This window comes from Pseudomonas flavescens (genome assembly GCF_013408425.1).
In the GTDB taxonomy this organism is placed as follows: Bacteria; Pseudomonadota; Gammaproteobacteria; order Pseudomonadales; family Pseudomonadaceae; genus Aquipseudomonas; species Aquipseudomonas fulva_A.
This window is the reverse complement of the sequence record NZ_JACBYV010000001.1, coordinates 3,797,108-3,813,743: the sequence shown is the minus strand read 5'-3', so window position 1 is coordinate 3,813,743 and position 16,636 is coordinate 3,797,108. Positions and strand designations below refer to the sequence as shown.

Genomic DNA, 16,636 nt, shown 5'->3' with positions numbered 1-16,636 from the left:
AAACGGCCTCAAAATGCTCATTTACAACGCGTAAACTGCGCTTTTTCGGCCGTTTTTGCCTTGTCTTACCTGCCTCGCCTACGTTTTTCAACGGCCTGCTATAGCATCTTCTCCAGCCCGATGGCCCGCGAGAACCAGGCGTTGAAATGCCGCCAGCGGTTGCCGGGCTCTTCGTGCAGCTCGAACGCCTTGCCGTCGTCCTCACCGACCCAGACCATGCGCGTGCCGTTGCCGTCAGGCTGCAGGCGCACTTCATAGCTGACCGAGGGTTTCATGCCCTGCAGGGCCAGTTCGCGCAGGTAGGCAGCCAGCTTGGGGCTGTCCACCAGCACGCCCACTTCGGTGTTCCAGAGCACCGAGCGCGGGTCGACGTTGAAGGAGCCGACGAAGGATTTCTGCCGGTCGATCACCAGTGCCTTGCTGTGCAGGCTGGAATCGGAGCCACCACTGAAACTGTAGGCCGGTGGCGAGTCGGCACCCGGTTGGCGGCGCAACTCGAACAGGCGAATGCCGTGTTCGAGCATTTCCTGTCGGTAGGGTGCGTAGCCACCGTGTACGGCGGGTACGTCGGTGGCCTCCAGGGCATTGGTCAACAAGCGGATATCCACGTCCCGGTCGGCCAGGCCGGTGAGAAATTCGAGGCCCGCCTGGGCCGGCACGAAGTAGGCGGAAACCATCACCAGATCACTCTTGGTGGCCTGCAGATGGGGCCCCAATTGGGTGGTCAGCAGCAGGTGCGGGTCCGGTTCGCCACTGGCCAGCACCTTGCTCGGCGCATCCCACAGGGCGGTGCCGGGGGCCCAGATCAGCTCTCCCAGCCATTTCTGCAACTGTGGCTCCTGTTGGTAGGCGAGCAGGCGCTTGTAGAGCGTCGGTTGCTCCACGCGGGCGGTGTCCAGGTAATCGCGCAGCCCCTTGCGTGCCTTGCCCAGGTCCTTTTGCGAAGGTCGCTGCCAGACGAACTGCTCGATGGGTTTGCTCAGGGAGCTGTTCCAGTACTGGTCGAAACTCTGCGACAGATCCCGTGCCACCGGGCCTACGGCCAGCATGTCGATGTCGGTGAAGTTCATGTTCGGCTCGGCGTCGAAGTATTCGTCGCCCAGGTTGCGGCCACCGACGATGGCCGCGGCACTGTCGGCCAGCCACAGCTTGTTGTGCATGCGCCGGTGCTGCTGCGACAGGTTCAGGCCACGGCCGAGCATACGCGTGACGCCGGTCATGCGGCCGAGGTGCAGCGGGTTGAACACGCGGATCTGGATGTTCGGGTGAGCCGCCAGCAGGGCGATCTGATAATCCTTGCCGTCGCTGGTGGTGTCGTCGAGCAGAAAACGAATCCGTACGCCACGATCCGCCGCTTGCAGCAATTCCTTGACCAGCGCCCGGGTGCTCAAGCCGTCATGCACGATGTAGTACTGCAGATCGAGGCTGTGCTGCGCCGCGCGGATCAGTTCGGCACGGGCCGCGAAGGCTTCATTGCTCGCCGGCAGCAGGCGAAACCCCGAGTGGCCCTGATGCTCGGCGGCACGTGCTTCAAGCGCCGCACCGAACGAGGAATCGGCCGCGGGAATCGCCTGGCTGGGCACGATGGGCACCTGATTGGCGCAGCCAGCGAGGCTCAGCAGAAGAATAAAGAGCAAGCGCAAGGGCACAGTCGCAGCCTCCATCGGCTGTCTGGGGAAGTGCTGATAGGACGCCGCTGCGCTTGAAAAGATTCAGTCTCTAGACTGCGGGGATTCTTCCAGCATGGCCGCCACGGTTTCGCCGACCTTGCGCACGGCCGCCTCGATGCTCGCGGTATGCCGTGAGGCGAAGTTCATGCGCAGGCAGTTGCGGTATTTGCCCGCTGCGGAAAAGATACTGCCCGGCGCGATCTGCACCTTGTGCACCGCCAGTTCGCGGTTCAGGCGCTGGCTGTCGAAGCCCTCCGGCATTTCCACCCAGATCATGAAGCCGCCCTGGGGCCGGCTGACCCGTACCGAAGGGGGAAAGTAACGGCTCACCCAGTCGCTCATCTGATCCAGGCCACGGGCGTACTGCGCGCGCATGCGGCGCAGATGGGGCTCGTAATGGCCGTCCTCGATGTACTCGGCCAGGGCCAGTTGCGGTAACTGGGCGGTGGCGCCGGTGCCCATGTACTTCATGTGCAGTACCTGATCGAGATAACGCCCCGGTGCTATCCAGCCAACCCGGAAGCCCGGTGCCAGGGTCTTGGAGAACGAACTGCAGAGCAGTACCCGGCCGTCGTCGTCATAGGATTTGATGGTGCGCGGGCGCGGGTAGTGGAAGGCCAGCTCGCCATATACATCGTCTTCGATGATCGCCACGTCGTGGCGCTGGGCGAGGGCCAGCAGGGCGCGCTTGTTGGCCTCCGGCATGATGTAGCCCAGCGGGTTGTTGCAGGTCGGGGTGAGCTGTATGGCCTTGATCGGCCATTGCTCCAGGGCCAGCTCCAGGGCTTCCAGGCTGATGCCGGTGAGCGGGTCGGTCGGCAGCTCCAGAGCTTTCATGCCGAAGCCTTTGAGCGCCTGCATCACGCCATGGAAACTGGGCGAGTCGACGGCGACGATATCGCCCGGTTCGCAGATCGCGCGGATCGCTGCCGATAGTGCCTCGTGGCAGCCGGTGGTGATGACGATGTCTTCATGGCTCAGCTGGCAGCCCGAATCCAGCGTCAGGCGGGCGATCTGCTCGCGCAGGCGCTGGTCACCGTGAATGCTGCCGTAGGTCAGGGTCTGCAGATCCTGCTTGCGACTCAGGCGCGACAGTGAGCGCAGTAGCGGCTTGAGGGTCGGGCTGTCGATGTCCGGTCGGCCGCGACCAAGCTGGATGAAATCGTTGCGCGGTGCAAAGGCGATCTGCTCCAGCACCTGATCCCACTGCGACACCTCGACTGGTCGCTGGGGGGCCCGACTGATCTTCGGCAGCGCTGGTTTGGCACGGCCCTGGGGGACGAAATAGCCGGATTTTGGCTTCGGCAGGGCGAGGCCGCGATCTTCCAGGTGCCGATAAGCCTGCTGCACGGTACTCAGGCTGACCCCGTGTTCCTGGCTGAGGGCGCGCACCGACGGCAGGCGATCCCCCGGGCGATACAGGCCCTGTTCGATGCGCTCGCCAATCAGCTCGGCCAGGTTGGTATAGAGGGTCATGGTCGGCGCCTGTATGCAGGAATTGAATGAAAAACCGATACAGATAGCTGCGTAACCAACCATTCAGTTGGGTTTCGCCGATATCTGTATGGATTTAATTCCGTTTTTTTGGATCTGTCATGTCTTTTCATCGCTTGCCATCATGATCTCCCATGACCACCCGGTGCAGGAGAGCGAGATGAACGGATTAAGCGATGTGCGATTGACCCTCAAGAGCAGCGAACTCAATGGTGCGGCGCGCCAGCGTGTGGCGGAGCTGATGCCGGCGCGCGAGGCACTGGCCCATCGCTGGAAGCTGTTCATCCGCCGCCTGATGACTCGCCGCGCGTTGCTCGAGCTGAGCGATGCGCAGCTTCACGACATCGGCCTGACTCGGGATCAAGCCCGCAGAGAAGCCTCGCTGCCGTTCTGGAAACTCTAGAGGCGGGCATGCAGCGCAGCGGTACCCGGAGTGTTCCGTCCTGAGTATCGCTGCGCTGCAGGCTGCGTCAGGCCAGCTCTTTGAGCCGGTGCCAGAGCATACCCAGTGCCAGAAGCGGTGAACGCAGGTAGCGGCCGCCGGGGAAGGTCATGTGCGGCACCTTGGCGAACAGCTCGAAGCCGCCACCAGCCTGCCCGGTGATGGCCTCGGCGAGCAGCTTGCCGGCCAGGTGCGTGGCGTTCACGCCGTGGCCTGCGTAGGCCTGGGCATAAAAGACGTTGGGCTGATCCTTCAGTTGACCAATCTGCGGCAGGCGATTCGCGCCTATGCCGATCATCCCGCCCCATTGGTAGTCGATACGCACATCGTCCAGCTGCGGAAAGACGGCCAGCATCTTGGGCCGCATGTAAGCGGCAATATCCGCAGGGTCGCTGCCGGAATAGTGGCAGGCGCCGCCGAACAGCAAGCGACGGTCGGCGGACAGGCGGTAATAATCGACCGCCACCCGTTGGTCACAGAGCGCCATGTTCTGCGGGATCAGCGCGCTGGCCTGCTCCTCGCTCAACGGCTCGGTGGCGATGATGTAACTGCCGGCCGGCAGCACCTTGCCGCCCAGGGTCGGGTTCAGGTCGCGGATGTAGGCGTTGCAGCCCAGCACCAGTTGCCCGGCGCGCACCACGCCCTGAGCCGTGTGCACGCGGATTTCACTGCCGTAGTCGATGCGTGTGGCGGCTGAATGCTCGTACAGGCGTACACCCAGGCTGTGTGCCGCAGCGGCTTCGCCCAAGGCCAGGTTGAGCGGGTGCAGGTGCCCCGAGCCCATGTCGATAAGGCCGCCGACATAGCGGTTGGAACCGACCACTTCGTGCATCTGTTCCGGTTGCAGCATGCGCAGTTCGTGGCGATAGCCGAGGCTCTGCAGCTCGGCGGCGTCCTCGGCGAAACCGGCGAGGTCGCGGGGCTTGTTGGCCAGGTCGCAATAACCCCAGGTCAGGTCACAGGCGATGCCGAACTGTTCGACCCGGCGGCGCACGATCTCCACCGCTTCGAGGCCCATCAGTTTCAGCTCGCGTACGCCGCTGGCGCCGATCACCGACTCGAACTGCTCGACGCCGTGGCCGACGCCGCGAATCAGTTGCCCGCCGTTACGTCCGCTGGCGCCCCAACCGATCCGATGGGCCTCCAGCAACACCACCGACAGGCCCTTCTGGGCAAGCTCGATGGCCGTGTTCAGGCCGGAGAAGCCCCCGCCAACGATGCACACGTCGGCACGCTGCTCACCTTGCAGCGGCGGATAATCGACCTGCAGGTTGGCGCTCGCGGCGTAGTAGGACGGGGCATGCTCGGCGCTATGAACCGGCGGGTGGGCACGGGCGGTCATGTGCGAAATCCTGAGTTTCGTGTTTGTAAAAATTGACGAAGCATAAGCGCTGACTTTGCCCTGCGCCAACCCGCGATGGCGCGCAGAGGATGCTGCCGTCGCATCCTTTGCGGCGGGCGGGCTCGCCTGTACCATGCGCGCCATCCATTTCCGAGCCGTGACCATGAGCTGCACCAGCCGCAAGATAGACCTGCTGCGCCGACAGATCCCGCGCTTCGAGTGCGTGCCCGGCTGTCACGACTGCTGCGGCCCGGTGACCGCTTCGTCGGAAGAAATGTCGCGCCTGCCGCGCAAGACCGCCGCCGAGCAGGACGCCGCGCTGGCCGAGTACAACTGCGTCCACCTCGGCCCTCAGGGTTGTCAGGTCTACGACCAGCGCCCGCTGATCTGCCGCCTTTTCGGTACCACACCGAACCTGCCATGTCCGCATGGACGTGCGCCCGAGCAGCCAATCGAGGCAGGCGTCGAGCGCCAGGTGCATCAGCTCATCGCCAGCACGCGGCAGGTGCTGGTCTAGGCATTTGGCGGGGGCTGATGGTATCCACGCTCCCGTGTGAGAACGTTAACCGGGGCGTTGCGTCGGGCAGCAAGTAGGGTGGATAACGCGAAGCTTATCCACCAATCACGGCACAAGGCTGGGCCGGCGTTGAACCAACCGGTGGAAAACGCTTCGCGGTTTTCCACCCTACGGTCAGTTGCCGTTCGCCTAGCAACTTACCGCTCGAAACGCGCAGCTTGCCGCTGCTTACTCCGGCACCGGCAGTGCCAGGCTCTCCTTCACCTCTTCCATCACGATATAGCTCTTCGACTCGCGCACATGGGGCAGCTTGAGGAGGATGTCGCCGAGCAGTTTGCGGTAGCTGGCCATTTCGTTGATGCGCGCCTTCACCAGGTAGTCGAAATCGCCGGATACCAGGTGGCATTCCAGTACGTGGGGCAGCTTGAGCACGGCGCGGCGGAAATCCTCGAAGGTGTCGCCGGATTTGTAGTCCAGGCTGATCTCCACGAAGACCAGCAGGCTGGCCTTGAGGTTCTGCGGATTGAGGCGGGCGTGGTAGCCCATGATGATGCCTTCGCGCTCCAGGCGACGTACCCGCTCCGTGCAGGGCGTGGTGGACAGGCCGACCCGTTCGCCCAGCTCGGTGAAGGAGATGCGGCCGTCCTCCTGGAGGATGCGCAGGATGTTGCGATCGATCTTGTCCAGCTCGCGGCGGCTCTGATGTTGCGTACGCATGGTCGGCGCCCCTCCATGAAAGGCTGTTAAACCCAGAATTCCCTTCAAATATAGGTGTGTATACAGTGAAAAGCACTGCTATTCACTTTCTATACTGTACGCATCGACTTCTCGGAACGTAATACGCCAGTGCATCGTCGCGGCGGGGAGAACATATGCGGGTTCTGGTGCTTGGTAGTGGTGTGATCGGTACGGCCAGTGCGTATTACCTGGCCCGTCAGGGTTTCGAGGTGGTGGTCGTGGATCGCCAGAACGGCCCGGCCATGGAAACCAGCTTCGCCAACGCTGGCCAGGTCTCGCCAGGCTATGCCTCGCCCTGGGCGGCGCCAGGTGTGCCGCTCAAAGCCATCAAGTGGCTGCTGCAGAAGCATGCGCCACTGGCGATCAAGATGACCGGCGATATCGACCAGTACCTGTGGATGGCGCAGATGCTGCGCAACTGCACGGCCAGCCGCTATGCGGTGAACAAGGAACGCATGGTGCGCCTGTCCGAGTACAGCCGCGACTGCCTCGACGAGCTGCGTGCGGAAACCGGTCTGGCCTATGAAGGGCGCCAACTGGGCACCACGCAGATCTTCCGCACCCAGGCCCAGCTGGACAACGCTGCCAAGGACATCGCCGTGCTGCAGCAGTCCGGCGTGCCCTACGAGTTGCTCGACCGGGCTGGCATCGCCAAGGTCGAGCCGGCGCTGGCGGGCGTCACCGACAAGCTCGCCGGTGCCCTGCGCCTGCCTAACGACCAGACTGGCGATTGCCAGATGTTCACCCGCAAGCTGGCCGACATGGCCGCCGCGCTGGGTGTGCAGTTCCGGTTCGGGCAGAACATCCAGCGCCTGGATTTCGCCGGTGATCGCATCAACGGCGTGTGGATCGACGGCCAGCTGGAAACCGCCGACCGCTACGTGCTGGCGTTGGGCAGCTACAGCCCGCAATTGCTCAAGCCGCTGGGCGTGCGCGCGCCGGTGTATCCGCTCAAGGGCTATTCGCTGACCGTGCCGATCACCAAGCCGGCCATGGCGCCGACTTCGACCATCCTCGACGAGACCTACAAGGTGGCGATCACCCGTTTCGACCAGCGCATCCGCGTGGGCGGCATGGCCGAAATCGCCGGCTTCGATCTCAGCCTCGATCCGCGCCGCCGGGAAACCCTGGAGATGATCGTCGGTGACCTGTATCCGCAGGGCGGTGATCTGAGCCAGGCCGATTTCTGGACGGGCCTGCGCCCGGCAACCCCCGATGGCACGCCGATCGTTGGCGCAACACCCTATCGAAACCTGTTTCTGAACACCGGACACGGTACCCTAGGCTGGACCATGGCCTGTGGCTCTGGGCGCTTGCTCGCCGATATCATCGCCAGAAAGCGCCCGCAGATCAGCAGCGAAGGCCTGGATATTTCCCGTTATGGCACAACCAAGGAGTCGAACACCCATGTCCATACAGCGCCTGCGAACTGAGCCGCGTCTGAGCGAAATCGTCATTCACAATGGCACCGTCTATCTGGCCGGCCAGTTGGATGAAGACCACAGCGAAGGGATCGAGGCCCAGACCAAGGCGACCCTGGACAGCATCGATGCGTTCCTCGCCGAAGCCGGCACCGACAAGACGCGTATCCTGTCGATCACCATCTTCCTGAAGAACATCGATGATCGCGAAGGCCTGAACAAGGTCTGGGACGCCTGGGTACCGGCTGGCCAGTCTCCGGCCCGCGCCTGCGTCGAAGCCAAACTGTATTCGCCGGACGTGCTCGTGGAGATGACCGTGATTGCTGCTTTACCCTAAAGGCCGGCTCACGATCCAAACGAGATGTTCCGACTGCAATAAGGCGCTAGCAGCCGTTGCCGCTCCACTGTGGGAGGGCGCCATGCGCGCGAAAAATCGCGGGTATGGCCCGCTCCCACAGGCTGTAGGGTGGGCTTCAGCCCACCCAATCGAACGTCCGCACCCGCCTCAGTAGTATGTCTTCTTCCGTTATTCGAGATAACCATGCGTCCCGCCCGTGTCCTGATCGATCTGCAAGCCCTGCGTCACAACTATCAATTGGCCCGTGAACTGTCCGGCGCGCGCGCGCTGGCGGTGGTCAAGGCCGATGCCTACGGGCATGGCGCGGTGCGCTGCGCGCAGGCGCTACAGGGTGCAGATGGTTTCGCCGTGGCCTGTATCGAAGAAGCGTTGCAACTGCGCGAGGCGCGGATCAGCGGGCCCATCCTGCTGCTCGAGGGCTTTTTCGAAGCGGCGGAGCTGGAGCTGATCGACAGGCACGAGCTGTGGTGCGTGGTACACGCACAATGGCAACTCGAAGCCATCGAGCAGGCGTCGCTCGAGCGGCCGCTGAACGTCTGGCTGAAGCTCGACAGCGGTATGCACCGCGTCGGCTTTCATCCGGCCGACTATCAGGCCGCCTACCGGCGCCTGCTGGCCAGCGGCAAGGTGGCGAAGATCGTGCTGATGAGCCACTTCTCCCGCGCCGACGAGCTCGACAACGTGCGCAGCGACGAGCAGCTTGCGGTGTTCCTCGCGGCTCGCGAAGGGCTTGCCGCCGAGGTCAGCCTGCGCAACTCGCCAGCGCTGCTCGGTTGGCCGAGCATTCCCAGCGACTGGTCGCGCCCCGGCATCATGCTCTATGGCGCCACGCCTTTCGAGCAGGCTCACGATGTCGCGGCCCGGCTAAAGCCGGTGATGACTCTGGAGTCGCGGGTGATCAGCGTCCGCGACCTGCCCGCAGGCGAGCCGGTCGGCTACGGCGCGCGCTTCACCAGTGAGCGGGCCACCCGCGTGGGGGTGGTCGCCATGGGCTATGCCGACGGTTACCCGCGTCACGCACCGACTGGTACACCGGTGCTCATCGATGGCCAGCCATCGCGGATCATCGGCCGGGTGTCGATGGACATGCTGACCGTCGACCTCAGCGATCTGCCCGCTGCCGGGCTGGGCAGCCGTGTCGAGTTCTGGGGCTCCGGCGTGCTGGCCAGCGATGTCGCCATCGCGGCGGGTACCATTCCCTATCAACTGTTCTGCAACGTGCGACGCGTGCCGCTGATTTACAGCGAAAGCTAAGGGCGCTCGCCTGGCGGGTCTCCGTCCGGCATGGCAATCCCTCACGTTGAAACATCAACAGTCCTTGGCTCACGGGTGTTTCAAGGTGTTCAGACTGTTGTAAATACTGAACACTGTTGCCATGATACGGCCAATTCCATGTCTTCCCTGGGGGCATCCTGCATTGGACGTCGGTCTACGCCTGCAATCGATCCGTAAGCTCAAAGGGCTTTCCCAGCGCGAACTCGCCAAACGGGCGGGGGTCACCAACAGCACCATCTCGATGATCGAGAAGAACAGCGTCAGCCCCTCGATCAGTTCGTTGAAGAAGGTGCTGGCCGGCATTCCGATGTCGCTGGTGGAGTTCTTTTCCCTGGAGGCCGAGCAGGACAATCAGGTGCAGGTGGTCTATCGGGCAAGCGAGTTGACCGATATTCACAGTGGCGCGATCACCATGAAGCTGATCGGCAAGGCGCATCCGAGCCGCGCCATTTCCTTTCTCGACGAAACCTATCCGCCGCACAGCGACACCGGCCTGGAGATGTACGCCCATGAGGGCGAGGAGACCGGCATGCTGGTCGAAGGTCGTCTCGAGCTCACCGTCGGTGATGAAGTGTTCGTGCTCGAGAGCGGCGACAGCTATTACTTCGAGAGCAGCAAGCCCCATCGTTTTCGCAATCCCTTCGATCAACCCGCCCGGTTGATCAGTGCCACCACCCCGGCAAACTTCTAAAACCGTGAGCGGCAGCGTGGCAATTCACGCTGCCGTTGATCTGCGTCATGGGTTCAATAACCCTGCGACAAGTTGGGTCATTCCGGCCCCGTAGGGCAGTCGTTATAATTCTCGGGCTTGCGAAACCGTGGCCGCGAGCGTGACTAGCCACCCATGAGGGCGTACGTGTGAACCCAATCAGAAGCATGCTCGTAGTGCCGGCAATCGCCTTGGCGCTATGGGCCGTGAATGCCCAGGCTACTACAGACGAAGCGATTGCCGAGCGAATCAAGCCAGTAGGGCAAGTGTGCATTTCCGGGCAGGCGTGCAAAGGCGTCGAAGCTGTAGCGACTGTCTCCGGCGGTGCCGCACGTAGCGCCGACGACATCGTGGCCAGGCACTGCACGGCCTGCCACACGCCGGGATTGCTCGGTGCGCCGAAAATCGGTGATACCGCTGCTTGGAGAAACCGGGCAGACGAGCAGGGCGGTATGGATGGCATCCTTGCGAAGGCGATTGCCGGTATCAATGCGATGCCGCCGAGGGGCACCTGTGGCGACTGCTCAGACGACGAACTGCGCGCCGCCATCGAGAGGATGTCCGGGCTCTAGGGCCCGTCCACGCCGCATCAGAGCCGCCTTCGGGCGGCTTTGTCATTTCAGAGTGATGACAAAATTGCAGCAAAAGGCCCGATCGGGCAGTCCAACGCACACTGCCGAGACCATTCTGCCTGGAGAGCTGCATGCCCCAACAGTGTTCCATCGAGCAAGCCGTCGAGCGCATTCTTGACGAAATCGACGGCCCTATTCGTCTGGGCCTGCCACTGGGGCTGGGCAAACCCAATCGCTGGGTCAATGCCCTTTACGCGCGTCTGCGCGAATGTCCCGAACGCCAGCTGACCATCTACACCGCCCTGTGCCTGGGGCGGCCCCGTGCTGGCCAGGATTTGCAGCGGCGCTTTCTCGACCCCTTCGTCGAGCGTGTATATGGCGATTATCCGGAGCTGGACTTTCTCGCCGACTTGCAGGGCGACACGTTGCCAGCCAACGTGCGGGTCGAGCAGTTCTTTCTGCAGCCCGGCAGCCTGCTCGATAGCGACTCGGCTCAGCAGGATTACACCAGCAGCAATTACAGCCACGCTGCCCGCGACATCAACGCCAAGGGCGTCAACGTGGTAGCGCAACTGGTCGCTGAGGACAGCAGTCGGCCCGGCCATTTCAGTTTGAGCTGCAATCCGGATATCACCCTGGACCTGCTGCCCCTGCTACAGGCAAGGTGTGAGCGCGGCGAAACCATCCTCTGCCTCGCTCAGGTCCACGACCATCTGCCCTACATGCCGGGCGATGCCGAGTTGCCCCGTGAAACCTTCGATATTCAGCTACAGGAAAACGAAGCCAGCACCCTGTTCTCCACGCCGAACATGCCGGTGACGGTGCAGGACCACTGCATCGGCCTGCACGCCAGCACTCTGGTGCGTGATGGCGGCACCTTGCAGATCGGCATTGGCGCGATGGGCGATGCGGTCAGCGCAGCCTTGCTGGCGCGCCACGCCGATAACCCCAGCTACCGTGCGGTGCTGGCCGACTTGCACGACGGGCAGGCGCATCCGCTGACTGCGCTGCTCGGCGATCAGCAACCGTTCGACGTGGGGCTGTACGGTTGCAGCGAGATGTTCGTCAATGGCCTGCTGGCGTTGACCGACGCCGGTGTGATCCGCCGCGTCGTTTACCCCGACGTGCGGGTACAGCGTCTGGCCAGCGCCGGTGCGCTGGATGCCAATGGCCAGCCACGCGGCGTGCAGGCCATGCTCGACGCCGGGCTGCCGGAGCGCCTGGATGAAGCGACCCTGAACTGGATGCAGGAGGGCGGGCTGCTGGATGCCAACCTCAAGCTGCAGGGCGAGAACCTGCTACTGCCGACCGATCAGCAATGCTCCACCGAACTTTCCGACCCACTGAGTCAGGCGGCCCTGCGCGATTACCTGACGCCGGCCAAGCATGGCGTGTGGGTGCATGGCGGTTTCTTCCTGGGCCCGCAATCGTTCTATCAGCGTCTCGCCGATATGGATGCCGGGCAGCGCAGTCGCTTCGGCATGACCGGCATCGGCTTCATCAACGAGTTGTACGGCGAGGAGGCGCTCAAGCGCCTGCAGCGCGTCGAGGCGCGCTTCATCAACAGTGTGTTCACCGTCACCCTGCTTGGCGCGGCGGTGGCCGATCAGCTGGAAGATGGCCGCGTGCTCAGCGGCGTGGGCGGGCAGTACAACTTCGTCGCCCAGGGGCACGCATTGCCGGATGCGCGCTCGATTCTGCTGCTGCGCAGCTGGCGCGAATCCGCAGGCGAGGTGACATCCAACATCGTCTGGGAATATGGACACGTGACCATTCCGCGGCATCTGCGCGACGTGGTGATCACCGAATACGGCATCGCCGATCTGCGCGGCAAGACCGATGCGCAGGTGATCGAAGCCCTGTTGGGCGTCAGTGATTCACGCTTTCAGGCGCAACTGATGGAACAGGCCATCGAGGCCGGCAAGCTGCCGAAGGATTTTCAGCTAGATCCGCGCGTGACCAGCAACACCCCGGAGCGCCTGCAGGCGATTGCCGATCGGCATGGGGCGTCATTCGCGGAGTATCCACTGGGCAGTGATTTCAGCCCGGAGGAGCAGGACTTGTTGCGCGCCTTGACCTGGTTGAAGGGCAAGTTCCGACTGAGCGAAGTGCTGGAACTGGGCAAGGCGGCGCTCGATCCACCGCCTGCAGAAGACTTTCCCGCGCACCTGCAGCGCATGGGGCTGGAGCAGCCCGACGGCTTGCGCGAGGAGCTGTACCAAAGGCTGCTGTTGAGCGGGCTGAAGGCGACGACTATTCGAGGAACGTGACCTTGCCGCCGGCCAGGGACTGGATGCGTGCCAGGGACTCGATGCGATAGCCCTCGGCGTCCAGCGTTGCACGGCCGCTCTGGAACGACTTCTCGATGACCACGCCGATACCGGCGATGCTGGCGCCAGCCTGGCCGACCAGATCGATCAGCGCCTTGGCGGCGTGGCCGTTGGCCAGGAAGTCGTCGACCAGCAATACGTGGTCATTGGCATTCAGGTGCTTGGAGGAAATCGCCAGGGTGCTCTCGGTCTGCTTGGTGAACGAGAACACCTTGGAGATGTAGAGGTTGTCGGTGAGCGTCAGCGACTGGTACTTGCGCGCGAAAATCACCGGCACGCCCAGCTCCAGGCCAGCCATCACCGCCGGGGCGATACCGGAGGCCTCGATGGTGACGATCTTGGTGATGCCCTGACCCTTGAAGCGCTCGGCGAACTCGTGGCCGATCTGCTGCATCAGCTGTGGGTCGATCTGGTGATTGAGAAAGGCGTCGACCTTGAGCACCTGCTCGGACAGGACGGTACCTTCACTGCATATCTTCTGTTTCAACGACTCCACGATCGATCCTCTGGGCTCAAGAGCAAAGCGGCGGATTTTCCCTCAAATTGCCGATCATTTGTAGCGAAACCGCACCGCTCGCCACTTGGCGTCCGACGGCTGACCCGCAGGCAGTACCTGCGCAGCCAATATCGCGGCCAGGGTTTGTTGACGTTAGCAGCGCAAGCCGCGTTGCAGCGAGAAACCTCGACAGACCTTAGGCACGGCCCCAGCGCTCGAACAGGATCTGCGTGAATGCGGTGATCCGTGGCGAGCGTTGTCGTGATGGTGGGTAGACGATGGCGATTTCCCGCTGGCGCCCAGCGAAGGGCTGCAGCACTTCGATCAGGCGCCCGGCGGCAAGGTCATCGGCCACCGCGAAGTCCATCAGCTGGGCGACCCCCAGGCCAAGGCGAGCGGCTTCGAGCAGGGCGTCACCGTTATCGAAGATCAGCCGGCCGCTGGCCTCCACATCTCGTGGTCGACCGGTATCGATGAACTGCCAGGCGACCAGCTTTCCGTCCCGTGGATTACGTACTGCCAGGCAATCGTGACTGGCCAGGTCGTCGAGGTGCTGCGGTACGCCGCGACGAGCGAGGTAAGCGGGCGTGGCCACGCAAGTCCAGCGCGTGGCCCTGAGTGGGCGGGCGATCATGCGCTGATCGTCGATACGCCCGGTGCGCACGGCAAGGTCGAAGCCGTCCTCGACGATATCCACCACCCGGTCGCTCAGGGTGCTTTCGATGTGCAACTGTGGATAACGCTGGCTCAATTCGCCCAGCAGCGGCAGCAACACGATGCGCCCAAAGGCCGAAGGCGCGGTCAGGCGCAACACGCCGCTAGGCTCGCAGCGGCGGTCGAGCAACTCCCGTTCGGCATCCTCCAGGCCCGCGAGCAGGGGCGCGCACTGGTCGCGCAACAGGGTGCCGTCGGGCGTCAGGCTCACGCTGCGAGTATTGCGGTTGAGCAGGCGTGTGCCCAGTTCCCGCTCCAGGCGAGCGATGGCGCGTGACAGACCGGACTGAGTCAGGCCCGTGGCATGCGCGGCAAGGGTGAAACTGCGCAGCTCGGCCACCTTGAGCAGCAATTGCACGGCGTTCAGATCCATGATTTTTATCATCATTGAAAGGATTTGTAGCGTATTTATCATCTGTGACGCATGAATGAAACTGCAGAGCCGTCCATTAGCAGAGTTCTGTGCATGCCGTCTTCCCGTCCCCGCCTGATGCTGGCGCTACTCGCCTGCGCCCAACTGATCATCGCCCTGGATGCGACCATCCTTTTCGTCGCCCTGCCGAGCATCGGCGACGAGCTGAGGTTCTCCGCGCAGCAACTGCAGTGGGTGATCAGCGCCTACAGCGTGGCTTTCGGTGGTTGCCTGCTGCTCGGTGGGCGTTGCGCCGACCTGCTTGGTCGCCGCCGCATGTATCGCATCGGCCAGACCCTGTTCGCCGTGGCGTCTCTGGCCGGTGGTTGCACGGATTCGCCATGGCTGCTGGTACTGGCCCGGGCGCTGCAAGGGGTTGGCGCGGCGATGCTGTTCCCCGCCACGCTGGCACTGATCAATGGCAACTTCGCCGAAGGGGCCGCGCGTAATCGAGCGTTGGCGATCTGGAGTGCGGCATCGGCTGCCGGCCTGGCATTGGGGGCGTTACTGGGCGGTGTGTTGACCCAGGGCTTCGGCTGGGAGGCGGTATTTCTCGTCAATGTGCCGCTGGCAGGCGGCTGCGCCTGGGCGGCGGGGCGCTGGATCGGCGAAGACGCACCGCTCGACAAGGGTCGCAGCTTCGATCTGCCTGGGGCGTTTTGCGTCACCGCCGGGGGCAGCCTGCTGGTGCTGGCATTCATCCAGGGGCCGGAGTGGGGCTGGGCGACGCCTGAAGTTGTCGGTGCCTTCGGGCTGGCTGTGCTGTTGCTGGGGTTGTTCGTGTGGATCGAACGCAGGGCCGCCGATCCCCTGATGCATCTGCAACTGTTACGTCGCCGCAGCCTGTGGCTGGCGATGCTGATCACTGCGGTGTTCATGAGCAGTTTTGGGGTTCAGTACTACTTCCTGGCCATCTACTACGGGCAGGTGTACGGCTTCAATGTGCTGCAAACCGGCCTGGCGTTTCTACCGGCGACCCTGGTGTGCACGCTGGGTATCGCCCTGGCCGAACCGATGCTGGCCCGCTTCGGCCCGCGCGTGACGCTGCTCCTGGGGCTGCTGGCCGGCGCTTTGGGCATTGCCTGGCAGACGTTCGGCCTGGTTCGCGTCGACGGCTATCTGCAGTTGTTGCCGGCCATCACGCTGCTGAGCCTGGGTCAGGGCATGACCTGGACGGCGATGTGGGTGTGCGCGGGGCAGGGCATCCCCACCGGCCAGCAGGGCGTGGCGTCCGGCATGACATCTACCGTGCAGCAGATCGGTGGGGCGCTTGGCCTGGCCATTCTGGTGTCGGTTGCCAATGCCACCGAGGATCCGGTGCAGGGGTTGAACCGGGCCCTTTTCTTCAGTGCCCTGATTGCCGTGTTCGGCGCGTTGCTGGCCATGGGCTTGCGCCGGCCGGCGGTGCAGCCGGTGTATCAACCGCAACGTTAGGGTCTGTTGACGTTTCAGCGCGCGCCGCGTTGCCGCGAGAACTCTCGCCAAGCTAGGCGGAGGACGCAGGGAATGGCATTCCCTTTTCAAGTCCTCCAACGACGCATGGCGAGATTTCCCGCGCAACCCGTAGGGCTCCGGCGCGGCCGTGCGTGAAACGTCAACAGACCCTGGCAGGCTGTCCGGCTCAGGCGCTTTTGGTCAGCCGCCGCAGGATGTCCTTGGGAATGCCACGGGTGTCCAGTGGCAGTTTGTCCGGCGCCGGTTCCAGGCCCAGTTCGAACAGCCAGTTGAGGGCGTATTCGCGCAGTTGCTTCTGTTCGTAGTCTTGCCATTGCTGGCGTAGCACGGGGAAGTAGTCGATTTCGTAATCGAATGAGCGCAGCGGCTTGCGCCCGGTCAGTGCGGCGCTGAGCAGCGGGTGTGCGTTGAGATCGTTGAGGGTGAACAGAAAGGACTCACGCATGGCCACGCGCTGGACTACGTCGAGGTTGGGCACCGCGGCGTAGCGCTCGGGGTTCAGCTGGACCTGCTGATGTTCGTCGCTGCCCTGATCGTCCGGCGACAGGCTCAGAACCGTACCGGCCTCCAGGTCGAGCCAGTGCTCCAGGGTTTCGCGACCATTGATCAACGGGGTCAGGGTATCGAGGTCGAGAGTGAGCGTGCGCATGGTTCCGGGCCTCTTGCAAAGGTAGCTTGGCGATAACGAATG

16 protein-coding genes are annotated in these 16,636 nt (G+C 63.4%); 9 read left to right on the top strand and 7 right to left on the bottom strand.

The window, feature by feature from the left end; translation table 11 throughout:
* Positions 1 to 98: 98 nt before the first annotated feature.
* Both FHR27_RS17040 and FHR27_RS17035 read right to left on the bottom strand, forming a co-directional pair.
* Complete coding sequence (locus FHR27_RS17040; RefSeq protein ID WP_179539138.1) at positions 99 to 1,664, bottom strand: phospholipase D family protein; 1,566 nt, start codon at positions 1,662 to 1,664, stop codon at positions 99 to 101.
* A 48-nt stretch (positions 1,665 to 1,712) separates the two neighbouring features.
* Positions 1,713 to 3,146, bottom strand: coding sequence for an aminotransferase-like domain-containing protein (locus FHR27_RS17035; RefSeq protein ID WP_179539137.1), 1,434 nt, complete (start codon positions 3,144 to 3,146; stop codon positions 1,713 to 1,715).
* A 178-nt stretch (positions 3,147 to 3,324) separates the two neighbouring features.
* Between FHR27_RS17035 and FHR27_RS17030 the strand changes: the two genes are divergently transcribed.
* Positions 3,325 to 3,567 (top strand): DUF1127 domain-containing protein, encoded by a 243-nt coding sequence (locus FHR27_RS17030; RefSeq protein ID WP_179540109.1) that lies wholly within the window; start codon positions 3,325 to 3,327, stop codon positions 3,565 to 3,567.
* 67 nt (positions 3,568 to 3,634) lie between these two features.
* Here FHR27_RS17030 and FHR27_RS17025 read toward each other — a convergent pair whose 3' ends face one another.
* Positions 3,635 to 4,948 carry an NAD(P)/FAD-dependent oxidoreductase gene (locus tag FHR27_RS17025; protein ID WP_179539136.1) on the bottom strand — a complete coding sequence of 438 codons (1,314 nt, stop codon included), beginning with the start codon at positions 4,946 to 4,948 and terminating at the stop codon, positions 3,635 to 3,637.
* Positions 4,949 to 5,111: 163 nt separating this feature from the next.
* On the opposite strand from FHR27_RS17025, the gene FHR27_RS17020 reads away from it, so the two are divergent.
* Positions 5,112 to 5,465 carry a YkgJ family cysteine cluster protein gene (locus tag FHR27_RS17020; RefSeq protein ID WP_179539135.1) on the top strand — a complete coding sequence of 118 codons (354 nt, stop codon included), beginning with the start codon at positions 5,112 to 5,114 and terminating at the stop codon, positions 5,463 to 5,465.
* A gap of 228 nt (positions 5,466 to 5,693) precedes the next feature.
* Here FHR27_RS17020 and dadR read toward each other — a convergent pair whose 3' ends face one another.
* Entirely contained in the window at positions 5,694 to 6,182 is a 489-nt protein-coding gene (dadR, locus tag FHR27_RS17015; RefSeq protein ID WP_013789818.1) for a transcriptional regulator DadR, read from the bottom strand.
* A gap of 155 nt (positions 6,183 to 6,337) precedes the next feature.
* Here dadR and dadA point away from each other — a divergent pair, with 155 nt between their 5' ends.
* The 6 genes from dadA (at position 6,338) to FHR27_RS16985 (ending at position 12,808) form a co-directional block, all read left to right on the top strand.
* A complete protein-coding gene (gene dadA / locus FHR27_RS17010) occupies positions 6,338 to 7,636 on the top strand; it encodes a D-amino acid dehydrogenase (RefSeq protein WP_179539134.1) in 1,299 nt (432 codons plus the stop codon).
* Entirely contained in the window at positions 7,611 to 7,961 is a 351-nt protein-coding gene (locus tag FHR27_RS17005) for a RidA family protein (protein ID WP_042553259.1), read from the top strand. The genes dadA and FHR27_RS17005 overlap by 26 nt, the downstream gene beginning before the upstream one ends.
* Before the next feature lie 204 nt (positions 7,962 to 8,165).
* A complete protein-coding gene (alr, locus tag FHR27_RS17000) occupies positions 8,166 to 9,236 on the top strand; it encodes an alanine racemase (protein ID WP_179539133.1) in 1,071 nt (356 codons plus the stop codon).
* Between the two features lie 163 nt (positions 9,237 to 9,399).
* Positions 9,400 to 9,948 (top strand): cupin domain-containing protein, encoded by a 549-nt coding sequence (locus FHR27_RS16995; protein ID WP_042553257.1) that lies wholly within the window; start codon positions 9,400 to 9,402, stop codon positions 9,946 to 9,948.
* A 167-nt stretch (positions 9,949 to 10,115) separates the two neighbouring features.
* Positions 10,116 to 10,538: a c-type cytochrome gene (locus tag FHR27_RS16990; protein WP_179539132.1), complete on the top strand. Its 423-nt coding sequence runs from the start codon at positions 10,116 to 10,118 to the stop codon at positions 10,536 to 10,538.
* A gap of 131 nt (positions 10,539 to 10,669) precedes the next feature.
* Positions 10,670 to 12,808, top strand: coding sequence for an acetyl-CoA hydrolase/transferase family protein (locus FHR27_RS16985; RefSeq protein WP_179539131.1), 2,139 nt, complete (start codon positions 10,670 to 10,672; stop codon positions 12,806 to 12,808).
* Here FHR27_RS16985 and FHR27_RS16980 read toward each other — a convergent pair.
* The gene (locus FHR27_RS16980; protein ID WP_042553254.1) at positions 12,792 to 13,364 is read right to left on the bottom strand and encodes a xanthine phosphoribosyltransferase; all 573 of its coding nucleotides are present in this window, start codon (positions 13,362 to 13,364) and stop codon (positions 12,792 to 12,794) included. The genes FHR27_RS16985 and FHR27_RS16980 overlap by 17 nt on opposite strands.
* 196 nt (positions 13,365 to 13,560) lie before the next feature.
* Positions 13,561 to 14,451, bottom strand: coding sequence for a LysR family transcriptional regulator (locus tag FHR27_RS16975; protein ID WP_042553253.1), 891 nt, complete (start codon positions 14,449 to 14,451; stop codon positions 13,561 to 13,563).
* 93 nt (positions 14,452 to 14,544) lie between these two features.
* On the opposite strand from FHR27_RS16975, the gene FHR27_RS16970 reads away from it, so the two are divergent.
* Positions 14,545 to 15,924: an MFS transporter gene (locus tag FHR27_RS16970; RefSeq protein WP_257026934.1), complete on the top strand. Its 1,380-nt coding sequence runs from the start codon at positions 14,545 to 14,547 to the stop codon at positions 15,922 to 15,924.
* A gap of 187 nt (positions 15,925 to 16,111) precedes the next feature.
* Here FHR27_RS16970 and FHR27_RS16965 read toward each other — a convergent pair whose 3' ends face one another.
* Positions 16,112 to 16,594 (bottom strand): UPF0158 family protein, encoded by a 483-nt coding sequence (locus FHR27_RS16965; protein ID WP_042553251.1) that lies wholly within the window; start codon positions 16,592 to 16,594, stop codon positions 16,112 to 16,114.
* Positions 16,595 to 16,636 lie beyond the last annotated feature (42 nt).

What these genes read in the sequence shown, in the direction of transcription:
- FHR27_RS16965 (WP_042553251.1), bottom strand. Translation starts at nt 16,594, where the DNA reads ATGCGCACGCTCACTCTCGACCTCGATACCCTGACCCCGTTGATCAAT.
- FHR27_RS16975 (WP_042553253.1), bottom strand. Translation starts at nt 14,451, where the DNA reads ATGGATCTGAACGCCGTGCAATTGCTGCTCAAGGTGGCCGAGCTGCGC.
- FHR27_RS17020 (WP_179539135.1), top strand. Translation starts at nt 5,112, where the DNA reads ATGAGCTGCACCAGCCGCAAGATAGACCTGCTGCGCCGACAGATCCCG.
- FHR27_RS17005 (WP_042553259.1), top strand. Translation starts at nt 7,611, where the DNA reads ATGTCCATACAGCGCCTGCGAACTGAGCCGCGTCTGAGCGAAATCGTC.
- FHR27_RS16970 (WP_257026934.1), top strand. Translation starts at nt 14,545, where the DNA reads ATGCCGTCTTCCCGTCCCCGCCTGATGCTGGCGCTACTCGCCTGCGCC.
- FHR27_RS16985 (WP_179539131.1), top strand. Translation starts at nt 10,670, where the DNA reads ATGCCCCAACAGTGTTCCATCGAGCAAGCCGTCGAGCGCATTCTTGAC.
- dadR (WP_013789818.1), bottom strand. Translation starts at nt 6,182, where the DNA reads ATGCGTACGCAACATCAGAGCCGCCGCGAGCTGGACAAGATCGATCGC.
- FHR27_RS17040 (WP_179539138.1), bottom strand. Translation starts at nt 1,664, where the DNA reads ATGGAGGCTGCGACTGTGCCCTTGCGCTTGCTCTTTATTCTTCTGCTG.
- FHR27_RS17025 (WP_179539136.1), bottom strand. Translation starts at nt 4,948, where the DNA reads ATGACCGCCCGTGCCCACCCGCCGGTTCATAGCGCCGAGCATGCCCCG.
- alr (WP_179539133.1), top strand. Translation starts at nt 8,166, where the DNA reads ATGCGTCCCGCCCGTGTCCTGATCGATCTGCAAGCCCTGCGTCACAAC.
- dadA (WP_179539134.1), top strand. Translation starts at nt 6,338, where the DNA reads ATGCGGGTTCTGGTGCTTGGTAGTGGTGTGATCGGTACGGCCAGTGCG.
- FHR27_RS17035 (WP_179539137.1), bottom strand. Translation starts at nt 3,146, where the DNA reads ATGACCCTCTATACCAACCTGGCCGAGCTGATTGGCGAGCGCATCGAA.
- FHR27_RS17030 (WP_179540109.1), top strand. Translation starts at nt 3,325, where the DNA reads ATGAACGGATTAAGCGATGTGCGATTGACCCTCAAGAGCAGCGAACTC.